The sequence below is a fragment of the Geodermatophilus sp. SYSU D01036 genome, assembly GCF_054050435.1.
On sequence record NZ_JBJGZJ010000001.1, the window covers coordinates 383,952 to 399,316 of the forward strand.

A 15,365-nucleotide genomic window follows, 5' to 3' on the forward strand; every position below is an offset into this window, starting at 1 on the left:
CCTGAGGCGCATGGCGGTCCTGGCTCCCGAGCGCACGGGCGCCGGGGACCAGCCGGACGACGCCCGCGCCCGTCCCCCGCGCCGCTGGCCGGCGCCCCGGCCGCGGGTGGACCGGATCCCGCCGCTGCCCGGCGACCGGCTGCTGTCGTGGGTCCTGGCCGCGGTGCTCGGCGCCGCCACGCTGGCCGGCCGGCTGGTCGGCATCAGCTACCCCGACACGCTGCTGTTCGACGAGGCCTACTACCCGCCCGAGGCGCACGACCTGCTGGTCTGGGGCCACGAGTACAACCGCGGCTACACGTTCATCGTCCACCCGCCGCTGGGCAAGTGGCTCATCGCCGCCGGCGAGCAGGTGTTCGGCTACACGAGCCTGGGCTGGCGGTTCCCCTCCGCGGTGGCCGGCGCGCTCGCCGTCGTCCTGCTCACCCGGCTGGCCCGGCGGCTGACCGGGTCCACGCTGCTCGGCCTGGTCGCCGGACTGCTGCTGGCGCTGGACGGCTTCGCGTTCACCGTCTCCCGGATCGGCCTGCTCGACGTCTTCCTGCAGCTGTTCGTGCTGGCCGCCGTCGCCTGCCTGGTGGTCGACCGGGACCGGGTGCGCGCTCGCATCGCCGCCTCGCTGCCGGTGCCGGCCACCGGCTTCCGCCTCGGACCGCGGGGCTGGCGGATCGCCGCCGGCCTGCTGTTCGGCTGCGCCTGCTCGGTCAAGTGGAGCGGCATCTGGTTCCTGGCGTCCTGCGCCGTGCTGTCCCTGTGGTGGGACCGGCAGGCCTGGCGGGAGGCCGGGGTCCCGAGGCCGACGACGACGGCGCTGCGCCGCGGCCTGCCCGGCGCCACCTGGGCGCTGGCCGCCGTGCCGGTGCTCACCTACGTCGCGAGCTTCGCCGGGTGGTTCCTCGGCGAGACGGCGCAGGGGCGCTGGTGGGCGCAGCGCAACCCGGGGACGGCGTTCCCGTGGGTCCCCGACGCGCTGCGCTCCTGGTGGCACATGCACGCCGAGTGGTGGACCTTCCACAACGGGCTGTCCACGCCGCACCCGTGGGAGTCGGGGCCCTGGACCTGGCTGGTGAACGGCCGGCCGATCCTGCTGTGGAACCCGCAGGGCCTCACCGACGCCGCGGGCGACCAGGTGGTCCGCTACATCCTCATGGTCGGGACGCCGACGCTGTGGCTGGCGTTCGCGCCCGCGTTGGTCTGGACCGCCTGGCGGATCGTCGCCCGCCGCGACCCGGCCGCGCTGCTGGTGGCCGTCACGGTGGCCGCCGGCTGGGGCACCTGGTTCCTCAACCCCGAGCGCACGATGTTCGTCTTCTACATGGCGCCGGTGCTGCCGTTCTTCGTGCTGGCCGTGACCCTGGTGCTGCAGGACGTCCTCGGCCGCCCGGGCGCTCCCGAGTGGCGGCGCAGCGCCGGCCTGGCCGCGGTCAGCGGCTACGTCGCGGTGGTGGCCGGCACCTTCGTCTTCTTCTACCCGGTGCTCGCCGGGCGCCCGCTGTCGCACGCCGACTGGCTGCTGCGCATGTGGTTCCCGTCCTGGTTCTGAGCGGCCGTCGTTCCGAGGGGCCCGTCGCCGCGACAGACGGTCGGGGCGTACGGCTGAGCCCCGGGTCCGCGCGTTGACACGTGCAGGTAGATACCTGCACGATCGGCGGCGTGCAGCCCGGAGGCGAGGACGCCGTCTTCAAGGCGCTGGCCGACCGCACCCGGCGGCTCCTGCTCGACCGCCTGCGGGAGCGCGACGGCCAGACGCTCGGCGAGCTGTGCGCGGGCACCGGCATGGCGCGCCAGTCGGCCACGCAGCACCTCGACGTCCTCGTCGCCGCGGGACTGGTCACCGCCGTCCGCCGCGGCCGGGAGCGGCTGCACCTCCTCAACCCGGTCCCGATCGCCGAGATCGAGCGGCGGTGGATCGCGGCGTTCGACCGGCCGCGCCTGCAGGCGCTGTCCGCCATCCGCACCGCAGCAGAGGAGCACGCCATGAGCGAGCGGGTCCCCGAATACGTCTACGTCACGTACATCCGCGCCTCGGCCGCGCAGGTCTGGCACGCGCTGACCGACGCCGACCTCACGGCCCGCTTCTGGGGCCACGCGAACGTCTCGGACTGGGAGCCGGGCTCGCGCTGGGAGCACCGGCGCACCGACGGGTCGGGCGTCGCCGACGCCGGCGGCCGGGTGCTCGAGACCGACCCGCCCCGGCGCCTGGTGGTCACCTTCGGGGAGGCCGACGGCGAGGAGCCCCCGGGCGGGGACTCGGTCGTGACGTTCCTCGTCGAGGAGCACGGCGGCATCGTCCGGCTGACGGTGACCCACGAGAACCTGGCGGGCGAGACCGAGCTGGGCCAGGTGTCGCAGGGCTGGCCCGCCGTGTGCGCCAACCTCAAGTCGCTGCTGGAGACCGGCGAGGTGCTGCCGGAGGCGCCGTGGGCGATGGCGCCGACCCCGGCCTGACCGTCGTCCGGGGTCCCGGAACGGCGGACGCCGCCGGGGCGGGTGCCCCGACGGCGTCGGCGGTGGTGCGGTCTGGGTGGAGCTGAGGGGATTTGAACCCCTGACCCCCTCGATGCGAACGAGGTGCGCTACCGGACTGCGCTACAGCCCCTGACTGCGGGCCCAAGACTACCGCCCGCGACCCCGGGCGCCACCAGCGGGGTGGCACCCGGGGTGTCGCGTTCTAACCGTTGACCACGCGCGGCTGGTACAGGTCGATGTCGGCGAAGCCGATGTCGTCGTCGTCCAGGCCGACGACGGCGCTGTCCTGCCAGCCGGCCGGCACCGGGCGGGCGGCCACCACGCGGGCCGGGCGCAGCGGGTGCACCGGCGCGAGCGGCAGGCTCGGGTGCGGCAGGCCGACGGTCGGGTGCAGCGACTCGTCGTCGGTGAGCACCGGCTCGGCGACCAGCGGCTCGGCCACCCGGGGTGCCGGCCGCGGCGCGGGGCGGGCGGCCGGCCGCGCGGTCGAGCGGGCGGTGACGCGGGCGGCCCGGCGGGCGGCGGCCCGCTCCCGGCGCGCGGCGGCCCGCAGCACCACCAGGTAGCCGACCAGCGCGACGTCGAGCAGCCCCTGGGCCACCCACAGCCACGGGGTGAGGGTCAGCGCGCCGGCCAGCGCCAGCAGCGTCAGCGCCAGCAGCCCGGCCAGCGTGCGCCGCCGGACGGCGTGCACGTCGATCCGCAGCTCGCCGGTCTGCCGCAGCAGGTCGCGGTCCACCGCGACCCGCTCGGTCTCCGCCGAGCGGACCGGGTCACCCACGCGCCGGCGCTGCAGCGTCCGGCCCCGGGTGACCTCCGCGCGGGTCGCCGGAGAGTCCCCGCGGGTCACCACCATCGGCACCAGCACGACGAACCACAGCACGACCAGCGCGGCGAGAAGCACGCCTGACCCCATCGAGAACACCACCCGTCACACGAGTCACTTGCCGCGGCAGGTTATGCACGCGAATCCCCAGGTAGAGGGATGTTCCTGGGCGTGTCGCGCGACTGGTCGTGTGACGGAAGGGGTTTGCCAAGCGGCGCGTCGACACGTAGTCGACTGCTCACGAAGCGTGAACGTGATAGAGACGCGTCAGCGGGGTGCGCGGGAGGCCCAGAGCCGGAGCACGCCGTGCGGCACGTCCTCGGCCAGCAGCGCGTAGGCGAGGTGGTCGCGCCAGTCGCCGTCGATGTCGAGGTACCGGCGCAGCAGCCCCTCGCGGCGGAAGCCGAGCCGCTCGACCAGCCGCTGGCTCGGCCCGTTCTCCGGGCGGATGTCGGCCTGCAGCCGGTGCAGCCCGCCGGGGCCGAACGCGTGGTCGCACACCAGCGCCACGGCGAGCGAGGCCATCCCCCGCCCGGCCACCTCCCGGTCGATCCAGTAGCCCAGCGACCCCGACCGCAGCGCGCCCCGCACGATGTTGTCCACGGTGACCTGCCCGGCCAGCCGCCCGTCCACCCGGACGGCGAACGGCAGCGCCGCCCCGGTCCGGGCGCGGCGGGCGACCGAGCGGCGCATCGCGCGGTAGGCCGCCGGCGTGTGCCGGACCGACCAGGCCACCCCCGCCGAGGGCTCCCACGGCCGCAGCCAGGACTCGTTGGCCAGCCGCAGCCGACTCCACTCGGCGGCGTCGCCGCGGCGGAGCGGGTGGAGCACGACCGGGCCGTGCGCCAGGCGGGCGGGCCAGCCCGGGTGCTGCACCGGGTCCAGGTCAGCCGCCCAGCAGCAGGGGCATGACCGTCACGAGCCCGCCCTCGGCGACCTCGGTGACGTCCTCGTCGACGACGACCAGGCAGTTGGCGCGCGCCATCCGGGCCAGCATCGCCTCGTCGCCGTCGCCGAGCGGCTCGACGACGTAGCCGCCGTCGGGGTGGCGCATGACCTGGCCGTGCAGGTACTGCCGGTAGCCCAGCGGCGAGACCAGCCGCTCCGCGGAGATCGCCTGCACGGTGCGGCGGAACAGCTGCCGCTTGCCCAGCATCGAGCGGATCGCCGGGCGCACGAAGACCTCGAAGGACACCAGCGCGGCGACCGGCTCGCCGGGCACGCAGATGACCGGCACCTCGTCCCGGCCCAGCCGGCCGAAGCCCTGCACCGGTCCCGGGTGCATCGTCACCTGACGGAAGCGCATGGGGCCGAGCTCCGCGAGGACCTCCTGCACCATGTCGCCCTCGGCGGCGAAGGTGCCGGCGATGAGCACCAGGTCGCTGCGCAGCAGCTGGCTCTCCAGCACCTCGGTCAGCCGGCGCCGGTCGGTGGGCAGGATCCCCCAGCGGTAGGCGGCCGCGCCGGCGTCGCGGGCGGCCGCGGCCAGGGCGTAGGTGTTGACGTCGACCACCTGGCCGGGCACGGGCTGGGCGGTGATGTCGACCAGCTCGGTGCCGGCGGACAGGACGGCGACCCGCGGCCGGGGCCGGACGTGCACCCGGTCGCGCCCGACGGCGGCGAGCAGGCTGATCTGCGCCGGGCCGATCGGGGTGCCGGTGCGGACGGCGACGGTGCCGGGCGAGACGTCGTCGCCGGCCCGCCGGACGTAACCGCCGGCCTCCGGTGCGCCGTGCACCTGCACCCGGACCAGCCCGCGGTCGGTCCACACGGCCGGGACGACGACGTCGGCGCCGGTGGGCAGCATCGCGCCGGCGGCCACCTTCTGCGCCAGCCCGGGCGCGAGCGCGGTCGGGCCCGCCGCGCCGGCGACGGTCTCCCCCACCACGGCCAGCTCCACCGGCGCGTCCGGGGTGGCGGCGGCGACGTCCTCGGCCCGGACGGCGTAGCCGTCCAGCGCCGCCTGGTCGAAGGCGGGCAGCGCGCGGGCGCTGACCACCTCCTCGGCGCAGAGCAGGCCCTGGGCGTCGAGGACGGCGAGCTCGATCGGCTCCGGCTGCGGTACCGCGGCGAGGATCTCGTCCAGGTGCGCCTCGACGGTGCGCAGCACCGGCGTCTCCGGCTCGGCGGCCGCCGGCGGGGCCGGGAGCGCCGCGTCGGGGCCGATCGCGGCCGTGGTGTGCACCGCCAGCCGCGGCGACGTCGGGGGGTCGAGGGTGGCCCCGCTGCGGAGGTCCAGCGCCGTGGTGTCCCGCGCCCCGGGCGTGCCGTTCTCGCTCATCGCTGCGATCGTCCCCCCTGCGGGGAGCAGGTCAGGCCTGCGACGCGCCCTCGGCGGGCAGGTCGGCGACGAACTCGGTCAGCCAGGAGCGCAGCGCGGGGCCCAGGTCCTCCCGCTCGGCGGCCAGCCGGATGACCGCCTTGAGGTAGTCGAGCTTGTCGCCGGTGTCGTAGCGGCGGCCGTCGAAGACCACGCCGTGCAGCGGCTCGCCGCGCTCGACCAGCGTGGCCAGCGCGTCGGTCAGCTGGATCTCCCCGCCGCGGCCGGGCGCGGTCTCGCGCAGCACCCCGAACACCTCGGGGGCGAGCACGTAGCGACCGATGATCGCCAGGCTGCTCGGCGCCTCGTCGACCGGCGGCTTCTCCACCAGGCCGGTCACGGTCACCACGCCGTCGGACGAGCCGGGCTCGACCGCGACCGCGCCGTACTTGTCGATGTTCTCCCGGCCGACGTCGAGCAGGGCGATCACCGAGCCGCCGTGCTCGGCCTGGACGGCGAGCATCTGCTCGAGCAGGTGGTCGCGGGCGTCGATCAGGTCGTCGCCGAGCAGGACGGCGAACGGCTCGTCGCCGACGAAGGCGGCCGCCTGCAGCACCGCGTGGCCCAGCCCGCGCGCCTCGCCCTGCCGGACGAAGTGCACCTGGGCGACCTCGGTGGACTCGTGCACGGCGGCCAGCCGGTCGGCGTCGCCCTTCTTCTCCAGCGCGGTCTCGAGCTCGGGGGTGCGGTCGAAGAAGTCCTCGATCGCCGCCTTGTTGCGGCCGGTGACCATGAGCACCTCGCCGAGGCCGGCTCGTGCGGCCTCCTCGACGATGTACTGCAGCGCCGGCCGGTCGACGACGGGCAGCAGTTCCTTGGGCACCGCCTTCGTGGCGGGGAGGAACCTGGTCCCCATCCCCGCGACGGGGATGACGGCCTTGCGCGCCGGACGCGGCGTCGGGGTCGACATGGGGTGGGAGCCTATCCAGCCCGTCGCGGGCCGGTCTCCCGCCACTAACCTTCGCGAGTGACCTCCGCGCAGGACGGCGAAGCGGCCAAGGCCGCGCTGCGCGAGGCGGTCGTCGCCCGCCGCCGGTCCCGACCCCCGGCCGAGCGCGCCGCCGCGGCCGCCGCGGTCGCCGCGGCGCTCCTGCAGCGCCTGACCGGGGTCCGGCTGCTGGCCGCCTTCGTGCCCGACGAGACCGAGCCCGGCCACGGGCGGCTGCCCGCGGTGTTCACCCAGCTCGGGACCCGGGTGCTCCTGCCGGTGGTCCCGGACAGCGGCGCCGAGCTGCGCTGGGCGGTCGACACCGGCCGGCTGGCGCCGGGCCGCTTCGGGCTGCTGGAGCCGGTGGGCCCGCGGCTGGGACCGACGGCGCTGGGGACGGCGGAGGTGGTCGTCGTCCCGGCCCTGGCGGTCGACCGCAGCGGCGTGCGGCTGGGGCGGGGCGGTGGCTACTACGACCGCGCGCTGCAGCACGCCCGCCCCGACGCGGTGGTCGTGGCGCCGGTCTTCGACGACGAGCTGGTCGACCGGCTGCCGGCCTTCGAGCACGACCGCCCGGTGACCGCCGTCGTCACCCCCTCCGGCGGCTGGCAGGAGATACCGGCCAGTAGGTGACACGGTGGGTCGACCCGTCAGCGCCGACGTCGAGGAGCCCTCGTGTCCCCGGAGATCGTCACGATCCTGGCGCTGGTCGCCATCTTCGCGATCGCCACGTTCCTGCCGATCAACATGGGGGCGCTGGCGTTCACGGCCGCGTTCCTCGTCGGCACGCTGTCGGTCGGCCTGAGCACCGACGACATCCTCGCCGGGTTCCCCGCCGAGCTCGTGCTGACCCTGATCGGCGTCACGTACCTGTTCGCGATCGCGCAGAACAACGGCACCGTCGACCTGCTGGTCAGGAGCGCGGTACGCCTGGTCGGCGGCCACGTCGCCGCCATCCCCTGGATCATGTTCTTCGTCACCGCGCTGCTCACCGCGATCGGCGCGCTCTCCCCCGCCGCGGTCGCGATCATCGCGCCGATCGCGCTGGGCTTCGCCGCCCGCTACGGGATCAACCCGCTGCTCATGGGCATGATGGTCATCCACGGCGCGCAGGGCGGGGGGTTCTCGCCGATCAGCGTCTACGGCGTCACGGTGAACACGATCGTCGACGACGAGGGCCTCCCGGGCAGCCCGATCGCGGTCTTCCTGGGCAGCCTGTTCTTCAACCTGGCCATCGCGCTGGTGCTGTTCGTCGTGCTCGGCGGCCGCCGGCTGCTGGGCCGGAAGGTGAGCGTTGCGGCCCCCGCCGACACCGAGCACGCGGGGGCCACCGTCGGGCACGGCCGCGGCGCCCCGCCCGGGCCCGCCGTCGGCGGCGGCAGCGGCGGGCACACGGCCGACGGCGAGCCCGAGCAGCCGCAGAAGGCCACCCTCGACCAGGTCCTGACCCTGGTCGGCCTGGCCGCGGTCGCCGTCCTGGCGCTGGTGTTCGACCTCGACATCGGCTTCGTGTCGATCACCGTCGCCACCGTTCTGGCGCTGTTCCAGGCCGCCCGGCAGAAGGGGGCGGTCGGCCAGATCAGCTGGTCGACGGTGCTGCTGATCGCCGGCGTCCTCACCTTCGTCTTCGTGCTGCAGGAGGCCGGCACGATCGACTACGTCGGCGAGGCGGTGATCGGCCTCGGCGTGCCGCTGCTCATCGCGCTGCTGCTCTGCTACATCGGCGGCATCGTGTCGGCCTTCGCCTCCTCGACGGCGATCATCGGCGTCTCGATCGCGCTGGCGGTGCCGTTCCTGCAGGCCGGGGAGATCGGCGCCGTCGGGGTCGTGGTGGCGCTGTCGGTAGCCTCCACGATCGTCGACGTCAGCCCGTTCTCGACCAACGGCGCGCTGGTGCTCGCCAACGCCCAGGACGTGGACAAGGACCGCTTCTACAAGCAGATCCTCGCCTACGCCGGGATCGTCGTGGCCGTCGGTCCGCTGCTGGCCTGGCTGGTCTTCGTCGTCGTCCCCTCGTTGTTCTGACCGGAACGGAGAGCCAGGCCATGACCGGACCGCTGGACGGCGTGCTCGTCGTCGACCTGACCCGCGCCCTGGCCGGGCCGCACGCCGCGATGATGCTCGGCGACCTCGGCGCCCGGGTGATCAAGGTGGAGAACCCCGGCGGCGGGGACGACACCCGCGGCTGGGGGCCGCCGTTCGTCCAGCCCGAGGCCGGTGACCGGGAGTCGACGTACTTCCTGTCGGCCAACCGCAACAAGGAGTCGGTCACCCTCGACCTCAAGGACGAGGACGACAAGGAGCTGCTGCGCGAGCTGGTCCGGCGGGCCGACGTGCTGATGGAGAACTTCCGCCCCGGCACGCTCGAGCGCCTCGGCTTCGGCACCGCCGTGCTCGCCGAGCTCAACCCGCGGCTGGTCACCCTGTCGATCTCCGGCTTCGGCCACGACGGCCCCGAGGGCGGCCGCGCCGGCTACGACCAGATCGCGCAGGGCGAGGCCGGGCTCATGTCGCTGACCGGCCCCGGCCCGGACGACCCGCAGCGCGTCGGCGTCCCGATCGGCGACCTGCTGGCCGGCATGTACGGCGCCTACGGCGTGCTCGCCGCGCTGCACGAGCGGGAGCGGACCGGCCGCGGCCAGGTGGTGCGCACCTCGCTGCTGGCCGCCGTCGTCGGCGTGCACGCCTTCCAGGGGACGGCGTGGACGGTGGGCGGGCAGGTCGGCCGCGCGCAGGGCAACCACCACCCCTCGATCGCCCCCTACGGCCTGTTCCACTGCAAGGGCGGCAGCGTGCAGCTGTCCTGCGGGTCGGAGTCGCTGTGGCGGCGGCTGTGCGCCGAGTTCGACCTGGACCCCGACGCGCCGGGCCTGGCCACCAACGGCGAGCGGGTGGGCAACCGGCAGCAGGTCATCGAGCTGCTCGAGCGGACCTTCGCCGACGTCGACGCCGAGACGCTGCTCGCCCGGCTGGCCGCCGCCGGCGTCCCGGCGGGGAAGGTGCGCACGATCGACGAGGTCTACGGCTGGGAGCAGACGCTCTCCCAGGGCCTGCTGGTCGACGTCGAGCACGCCACCCTCGGCCGGCTGCAGCTGCCCGGCCCGCCGCTGCGGTTCTTCGCCGCCGGTCCCGACGGCGAGACCGAGACGACCCGCCGCGACCACGCCGCTCCCCCGGTGCTCGGCGGCTCGGACGAGGCGGTCCGCGCCTGGCTGGCGCGGTGAGCGGGCGGCTGGACGCCCGCACCCTGCGCGACCTGGTCCTCGACCCCGGCTCCTGGACGAGCTGGGACGCGCCGATCGGCCCCCGCGACGTCGACCCGCAGTACGCCGCCGAGCTGCGCGCCGCGGCCGAGCGCAGCCGCCAGGACGAGGCCGTGGTCACCGGCGAGGGCCGGCTGCGCGGCCGGCGGGTGGCCGTCGTCGCCGGGGAGTTCGGCTTCCTCGCCGGGTCGATCGGGGTGGCCACGGCCGAGCGGCTGGTCGCCGGGATCGAGCGGGCCACCGAGGAGGGCCTGCCGCTGCTGGCCGCGCCGGTGTCCGGCGGCACCCGGATGCAGGAGGGCACGGTCGCCTTCCTGCAGATGGTCGGCATCACCGCGGCGATCGCCCGGCACAAGGCCGCGGGCCTGCCCTACCTGGTCTACCTGCGCGACCCCACCTTCGGCGGCGTGCTCGCCTCGTGGGGGTCGCTCGGGCACGTGACCATCGCCGAGCCCGGCGCGGCGGTGGGCTTCCTCGGCCCGCGGGTGTACGAGGCGCTCTACGGCGAGCCGTTCCCGGCCGGCGTGCAGACCGCCGACCACCTCGCCGAGCGCGGCCTCATCGACGCCGTCGTGCCGCACGAGGACGTCGCCGACCTCGCCGACCGGGCGCTGTCGGTGCTGTCGGCCCGGCGCACCTGGCACGCCGACGTCCGCGACGCCGAGCGCCCGACGCCGGAGGACGGCACCGAGGACGACGACCCGGAGGACGGCCGCAGCGCGTGGGACGTCGTCACCGCGTCCCGGCGGCCCGACCGGCCGGGCGTGCGGCGGCTGCTGCGGACGGCGGCCACCGACGTCGTCGGGCTCTCGGGCACCGGCGCCGGCGAGAAGGACCCGGGCCTGCTGCTGGCGCTGGCCCGCTTCGGCGGCGCGCCGTGCGTCGTCCTCGGGCAGGACCGGCGCGGGCAGTCGCTGTCCGCGCCGCTGGGCCCGGCGGCGCTGCGCGAGGCCCGTCGCGGCATGCGGCTGGCCGCCGAGCTGCACCTGCCGCTGGTGACGCTCATCGACACCCCGGGCGCGGCGCTGTCGGTGGAGGCCGAGGAGGGCGGGCTGGCCGCGGAGATCGCCCGCTGCCTGGAGGACCTGGTGACGCTCCGGGCGCCGACGCTCGCGGTGCTGCTCGGCCAGGGCACCGGCGGCGGCGCGCTGGCGCTGGTGCCGGCCGACCGGGTGCTCGCCGCGGCCAACGGCTGGCTGGGCCCGCTGCCGCCGGAGGGCGCGTCGGCGATCGTGCACCGCACCGTCGACCGGGCGCCGGAGATGGCCGCCGCGCAGGGCGTGCGGGCGACCGACCTGTGGCGGGCCGGGATCGTCGACCGCGTGGTGCCCGAGCGGCCCGACGCCGCCGACGAGCCGGTCGAGTTCTGCCGCCGGCTCGGCCGGGTGCTCGGCGAGGAGCTGGCCGGGCTGCTCGGGCGCGACGACGCCGAGCGGCACCGCAGCCGCCTGCACCGCTACCGCCGGCTGGGCCGCTAGGCGGCGCTACCAGGTGGCGCCGGGGCGTAGGTGCCGGAGCTCCGCTCCTGACCGCCGGGGTCGACCAGCCACGCGCGCCGGGTGCCCCACTCGGTGTCCTCCGGGGCGATGACCGGCGTCGCGCCGGCGGCGACGCCGCGGGCGAAGCGGTCGTCGACGTCGGCGGGGTCGTCGAGCACGAGGTACAGCCCCGCCGGACGACGGTGGAGCCGAGCGCCGTCATCCAGGCCGGGGCGGCCGGCGCGTCGCGATAGCTGAGGCAGGCGGCCAGGCGCGCTCCCTTGGCGCGAGCCAGTCGCCCCGCCGGTCCCGGCAGGGACCAGCGGCCCCTGCCGGTGGTCGCGAGCCCGAGCTCCGACCGACTGCCTCCGCACGGCGACTGCGGGGAAGTCGCGGTGCGGCGCGCGTCGCAGGCGGCGACGTCCCCGCGGTTGCGCGCCGAGGAAGGGCCACGGCCGCAGGAGGGACGTCCCGGTCAGGCCGCGGTGGCCTCCGGGACCAGCCCCCAGGCGGCCGCGACCAGCTCCAGGCTGCGGACCCGCTCCGCCACGCCGTGGGTGGACGCCGACAGCATCAGCTCGTCGGCGCCGGTGGCCGCGGCCAGCCCGCGCAGCTGCGCGGCGACCTGCGCGGGGTCGCCGACGACGGCGTTGCTCGGCATGTTCTCCGCGGCCGCCCGCTCGGGGTCGGCCTGCGCCTCCTCCGGGCTCGGCACCGGGCGCAGCCGGTTGGTGCGGATGGCGAGGCGCAGGAGCTGCCCGGGCAGCGCGAGCCGGCGGGCCTCTCCCTCGCTGTCGGCGGCGAGCACGTTCGCCGTCACCACCGTGTACGGGCGGTCGAGCGCCGGCGAGGGCCGGAACGACTCCCGGTACAGCTCGACGGCGGCCTGCACGTCCGGCCCGCCGAAGTGGTGGGCGAAGGCGAACGGCAGCCCCAGCGCCCCGGCGAGCTGCGCGGAGAAGCCGCTGGAGCCCAGCAGCACGACCTCCGGCGACGACGTCGGCGCCGGGGTCGCCGTGAAGTGCTCGGCCAGCCCGCCCTCCACCCGCCGGTCGCCGAGCAGGCCGAGGAGGTCGAGCAGGTGCTGGGGGAAGTCCTCGGCGCTCAGCGCCGCCGGGTCCCGGCGCAGCGCGATCGCGGTGTGCGCGTCGGTGCCCGGCGCGCGGCCGATGCCGAGGTCGATCCGGCCCGGGTGCAGCGCCTCGAGCAGCGCGAACTGCTCGGCGACGACCAGCGGCGCGTGGTTGGGCAGCATGACCCCGCCCGAGCCGACCCGGATGCGACCGGTCACCGCGGCCAGGTGCGCGATGAGCACCGGCGGGCTGGTGCTGGCCACCGCCGGCATGTTGTGGTGCTCGGCCACCCAGAGACGGGTGTAGCCCAGCCGGTCGGCGGCCTGCGCGACTCGCGTGGTGGCGGCCAGGGCGTCGGCGGTGGACTGCCCCGAGCCGACCGTGGCCAGCTCGAGGACGGACAGCGGCAGGGGCGCGGTCTCGGACATCACCGCGCGCAACGCCGCCGGGACCGGCCCGGCTTCCCGCGCCTCAGCCGGCGGCGTCCCCGCCGTGCGGCACCCGGCGGGAGCGGTCGGGGTCGAGGTGCTCGACGACGGTCTCGAGCACCTCGCGCAGCAGCTCCGTCTGCTCGGCGGTGAGCGGGTCGAACAGGGCGCTCCGGACGGCGTCCACGTGCCCGGGCGCGACGCTGCGGACGAGGTCCCAGCCGGCGTCGGTGAGCACGGCGACGTTGCCGCGGCCGTCCTCCGGCGAGCGCTCGCGGCGGACCCAGCCGCGGTCCTCCAGCCGCGCCACGGTGTGCGAGAGCCGGCTCTGCGACTGGTTGGCCCGCCGGGCGAGGTCGCTCATCCGCCGGCTGCGGCCGGGCGCCTCGGACAGCATCGCCAGCACGACGTAGGCGGCGTGGGAGAGGCCGGCGTCGCGCTGGAGCTGCGCGTCCAGCTCGCGCGGGAGCAGCTCGGCGAGGGTGAGCCAGGCGCGCCAGGCCCGCTGCTGGGTCTCGTCGAGCCAGCGCGCGGTCACGGAGGCGACGGTACCGGCGCGTCGTCACCCGGATGAGCCGCCCGGCACCGGATCCGGTGGTACGCACTGTGAGCGGCCGACCACCGCGTGACGCCTGCCTGGGGGACGGGTGTCACCCGCCCGGACTGTGAGCCGATGCACCGTTGACCGAGAGTCACCGGCCACCGAGGGTGGGCGGTGGCCGGCGGACCGGCCGGTTCCTGAACTGCACCACCTGAACGGAGACCTCGTGCCCCACGGCGAGAAGCCGCCCCCGACCCGCGCGACCGGGCGGCGCGACGCCTTCGCCCCCCTGCTCGGCAACCCCCTCGCCGCGCTGCTGCGCGAGCACGACCGCGGCGGGGTGGGCACCCACGGCGTCCCGACGGCGGGCGCCCCGGAGCCGGTCACCGTCTACGACGACGGCGTCCCGCGGGTGAACCTGGGCAGCAACAACTACCTCGGCCTGGCCGGGGACCCGCGGGTCGTCGAGGCCGCCGTGGCCGCGGTCCGCCGGTTCGGCACGAGCACCTCGGGCAGCCGCGTCCTCAACGGCACCACCCGGCTGCACCTGCAGCTGGAGGAGGAGCTCGCCGACCACTACGGCGTCGAGGCGGCCGTGCTGACCTCCTCGGGGGTCAACGCCAACGTCGCGCTGCTGTCCACCGCCTGCGGTCCGGGCGACGCGCTGCTGGTCGACGCGCACGCGCACGCCAGCGTGCACGCCGGGGCGGCCGCCAGCCGCGGCACCGTGGTCCGGTTCCGGCACAACGACCTGGAGTCGCTGGTCCGGCGGCTGGACCGGCTCGACCCGCAGGCCGGCGCGGTCGTCGTCGTCGACGGCGTCTACTCGATGACCGGCGAGACCGCGCCGCTGGCCGGTCTCGCCGAGCTGTGCGCCGCGTACGGCGCGCGCCTGGTCGTCGACGAGGCGCACGGCCTCGGCGTCCTCGGCGAGCAGGGCCGCGGCGCGGCCGAGCACTGCGGCGTGCTGGACCGGGTCGACGCGGTGACGCTGGCGTTCAGCAAGTCGCTGGCCAGCGTGGGCGGGGCGGTGCTGACGTCGAAGGCGGTCGCCGACGGCATCCGCGCCGGCGCCATGCCCTACGTGTTCAGCGCCGCCAACGAGCCGGCCGGCGTCGGCGCGGCGCTGGCCGCGCTGCGCATCCTCCGCGAGGAGCCCGGGCGCCGGGACCGACTGCAGGAGAACGGCGCCCGGCTGCGCGTCGAGCTCTCCGTCGCCGGCACCCCGCCGCTGCCCGGCACCGGCGCGGTCGTCGCGGTCCCGACCGGCAGCGAGGAGGCGACCGCGGCCGCGTGGCGGGCCGCCTACGAGGCCGGGGTCTACTGCAACGCCGTCGCCTACCCCGCCGTCCCGCGCGGCAAGGGGGTGCTGCGGCTGTCGGTGATGGCCACGCACACCGCCGAGCAGCTGCAGGCCGCCGCGGGCTCGGTGGCGGCCGCCGTCCGGTCCACCCGGGACGGGGAGAGCGCGGGTCAGGAGCTCGGCGGGGAACTCGCCGTCGCCTGACCCGAGGCCGACGCCCGACCCGAGGCCGGCGCCCGACCCGAGGCCGCCACCCGACCCGAGGCCGCCACCCGGCCGAGGCGCTCGAGGTCGGCCCGCAGGCCGGCGGTGCGGTCGCGGTGCGCGGGCAGCAGCAGCGCGGCGACCCGCTCCACCACCGCCGGCATGCCGGTGAGGTCGTAACGCTGCCGGATCCGGGTACCGGTGCCGGCCGGGGTGAGCTCCACCCGCCAGTGCGTCCGGTCGCGGTAGGGCCCCGTGGGGACGGTCCGCCAGGCCAGCACCCGCCCGGGGTCCACCTCGGTCACCTCGCAGACCCGCGCCCAGCGCGACCGGCCCGACCGGTTCCAGCCGCGGAAGCGCGCGCCGGGGGCCACCGCCGAGGAGCCGGGCAGCCAGGCCGCCCGGACGCACTCGCCGCTCCACTCCCCCACCCGGGTCGGGTCGGCGAGCACCGCCCACACCGCCTCCGGCGGCGCCCCGACCTCGACCTCGACCGACACCGACGGCGGGATGCGCAGGCTCACCCGCGGGA

At 76.4% G+C, this 15,365-nt stretch carries 15 protein-coding genes and 1 tRNA gene; 7 read left to right on the forward strand and 9 right to left on the reverse strand.

The window, feature by feature from the left end; all coding sequences use genetic code 11:
• Positions 1-10 precede the first annotated feature (10 nt).
• A complete protein-coding gene (locus ACI8AR_RS01980; protein WP_457049479.1) occupies positions 11-1,543 on the forward strand; it encodes a dolichyl-phosphate-mannose--protein mannosyltransferase in 1,533 nt (510 codons plus the stop codon).
• Positions 1,544-1,653: 110 nt separating this feature from the next.
• Positions 1,654-2,448: an ArsR/SmtB family transcription factor gene (locus tag ACI8AR_RS01985; protein ID WP_457049480.1), complete on the forward strand. Its 795-nt coding sequence runs from the start codon at positions 1,654-1,656 to the stop codon at positions 2,446-2,448.
• A gap of 77 nt (positions 2,449-2,525) precedes the next feature.
• Here the strand turns inward: ACI8AR_RS01985 and ACI8AR_RS01990 are convergent.
• The 5 genes from ACI8AR_RS01990 to galU all read right to left on the reverse strand — a co-directional run bounded on the left by ACI8AR_RS01990 (position 2,526) and on the right by galU (position 6,525).
• A tRNA-Ala gene (locus tag ACI8AR_RS01990) sits at positions 2,526-2,599 on the reverse strand.
• Positions 2,600-2,671: 72 nt separating this feature from the next.
• Positions 2,672-3,385, reverse strand: a complete 714-nt coding sequence (sepX, locus tag ACI8AR_RS01995; protein ID WP_457049481.1) for a divisome protein SepX/GlpR — start codon at positions 3,383-3,385, stop codon at positions 2,672-2,674.
• Between the two features lie 177 nt (positions 3,386-3,562).
• Positions 3,563-4,126 (reverse strand): GNAT family N-acetyltransferase, encoded by a 564-nt coding sequence (locus ACI8AR_RS02000; protein WP_457049482.1) that lies wholly within the window; start codon positions 4,124-4,126, stop codon positions 3,563-3,565.
• A 55-nt stretch (positions 4,127-4,181) separates the two neighbouring features.
• Positions 4,182-5,576, reverse strand: a complete 1,395-nt coding sequence (glp, locus tag ACI8AR_RS02005) for a molybdotransferase-like divisome protein Glp (RefSeq protein ID WP_457049483.1) — start codon at positions 5,574-5,576, stop codon at positions 4,182-4,184.
• Positions 5,577-5,607: 31 nt separating this feature from the next.
• Positions 5,608-6,525 (reverse strand): UTP--glucose-1-phosphate uridylyltransferase GalU, encoded by a 918-nt coding sequence (gene galU, locus ACI8AR_RS02010; protein ID WP_457049484.1) that lies wholly within the window; start codon positions 6,523-6,525, stop codon positions 5,608-5,610.
• Between the two features lie 57 nt (positions 6,526-6,582).
• Between galU and ACI8AR_RS02015 the strand changes: the two genes are divergently transcribed.
• From ACI8AR_RS02015 to ACI8AR_RS02030, 4 genes are read left to right on the forward strand one after another with little or no spacing between them, the layout of a single operon-like run.
• Positions 6,583-7,176 (forward strand): 5-formyltetrahydrofolate cyclo-ligase, encoded by a 594-nt coding sequence (locus tag ACI8AR_RS02015; RefSeq protein WP_457049485.1) that lies wholly within the window; start codon positions 6,583-6,585, stop codon positions 7,174-7,176.
• A gap of 42 nt (positions 7,177-7,218) precedes the next feature.
• Complete coding sequence (locus tag ACI8AR_RS02020; protein ID WP_457049486.1) at positions 7,219-8,568, forward strand: SLC13 family permease; 1,350 nt, start codon at positions 7,219-7,221, stop codon at positions 8,566-8,568.
• A gap of 20 nt (positions 8,569-8,588) precedes the next feature.
• On the forward strand, positions 8,589-9,767 hold the full coding sequence (locus tag ACI8AR_RS02025; RefSeq protein WP_457049487.1) for a CaiB/BaiF CoA transferase family protein: 1,179 nt from the start codon (positions 8,589-8,591) through the stop codon (positions 9,765-9,767).
• Entirely contained in the window at positions 9,764-11,284 is a 1,521-nt protein-coding gene (locus tag ACI8AR_RS02030; RefSeq protein ID WP_457049488.1) for a carboxyl transferase domain-containing protein, read from the forward strand. Before ACI8AR_RS02025 ends, ACI8AR_RS02030 begins: the two co-directional genes overlap by 4 nt.
• On the opposite strand, the gene ACI8AR_RS02035 is transcribed toward ACI8AR_RS02030, so the two are convergent.
• From ACI8AR_RS02035 to ACI8AR_RS02045, 3 genes are all read right to left on the reverse strand, one after another.
• Positions 11,281-11,463, reverse strand: a complete 183-nt coding sequence (locus ACI8AR_RS02035) for a hypothetical protein (RefSeq protein ID WP_457049489.1) — start codon at positions 11,461-11,463, stop codon at positions 11,281-11,283. The two genes, ACI8AR_RS02030 and ACI8AR_RS02035, sit on opposite strands and share 4 nt — an antisense overlap.
• A gap of 296 nt (positions 11,464-11,759) precedes the next feature.
• Positions 11,760-12,785 (reverse strand): LLM class flavin-dependent oxidoreductase, encoded by a 1,026-nt coding sequence (locus ACI8AR_RS02040; protein ID WP_457049490.1) that lies wholly within the window; start codon positions 12,783-12,785, stop codon positions 11,760-11,762.
• Positions 12,786-12,828: 43 nt separating this feature from the next.
• A complete protein-coding gene (locus ACI8AR_RS02045) occupies positions 12,829-13,323 on the reverse strand; it encodes a MarR family winged helix-turn-helix transcriptional regulator (RefSeq protein WP_457049491.1) in 495 nt (164 codons plus the stop codon).
• A gap of 229 nt (positions 13,324-13,552) precedes the next feature.
• Here ACI8AR_RS02045 and ACI8AR_RS02050 point away from each other — a divergent pair, with 229 nt between their 5' ends.
• Complete coding sequence (locus ACI8AR_RS02050; RefSeq protein WP_457049492.1) at positions 13,553-14,833, forward strand: aminotransferase class I/II-fold pyridoxal phosphate-dependent enzyme; 1,281 nt, start codon at positions 13,553-13,555, stop codon at positions 14,831-14,833.
• On the opposite strand, the gene ACI8AR_RS02055 is transcribed toward ACI8AR_RS02050, so the two are convergent.
• Complete coding sequence (locus ACI8AR_RS02055; RefSeq protein ID WP_457049493.1) at positions 14,800-15,357, reverse strand: SRPBCC family protein; 558 nt, start codon at positions 15,355-15,357, stop codon at positions 14,800-14,802. The genes ACI8AR_RS02050 and ACI8AR_RS02055 overlap by 34 nt on opposite strands.
• Between the last annotated feature and the right edge of the window lie 8 nt (positions 15,358-15,365).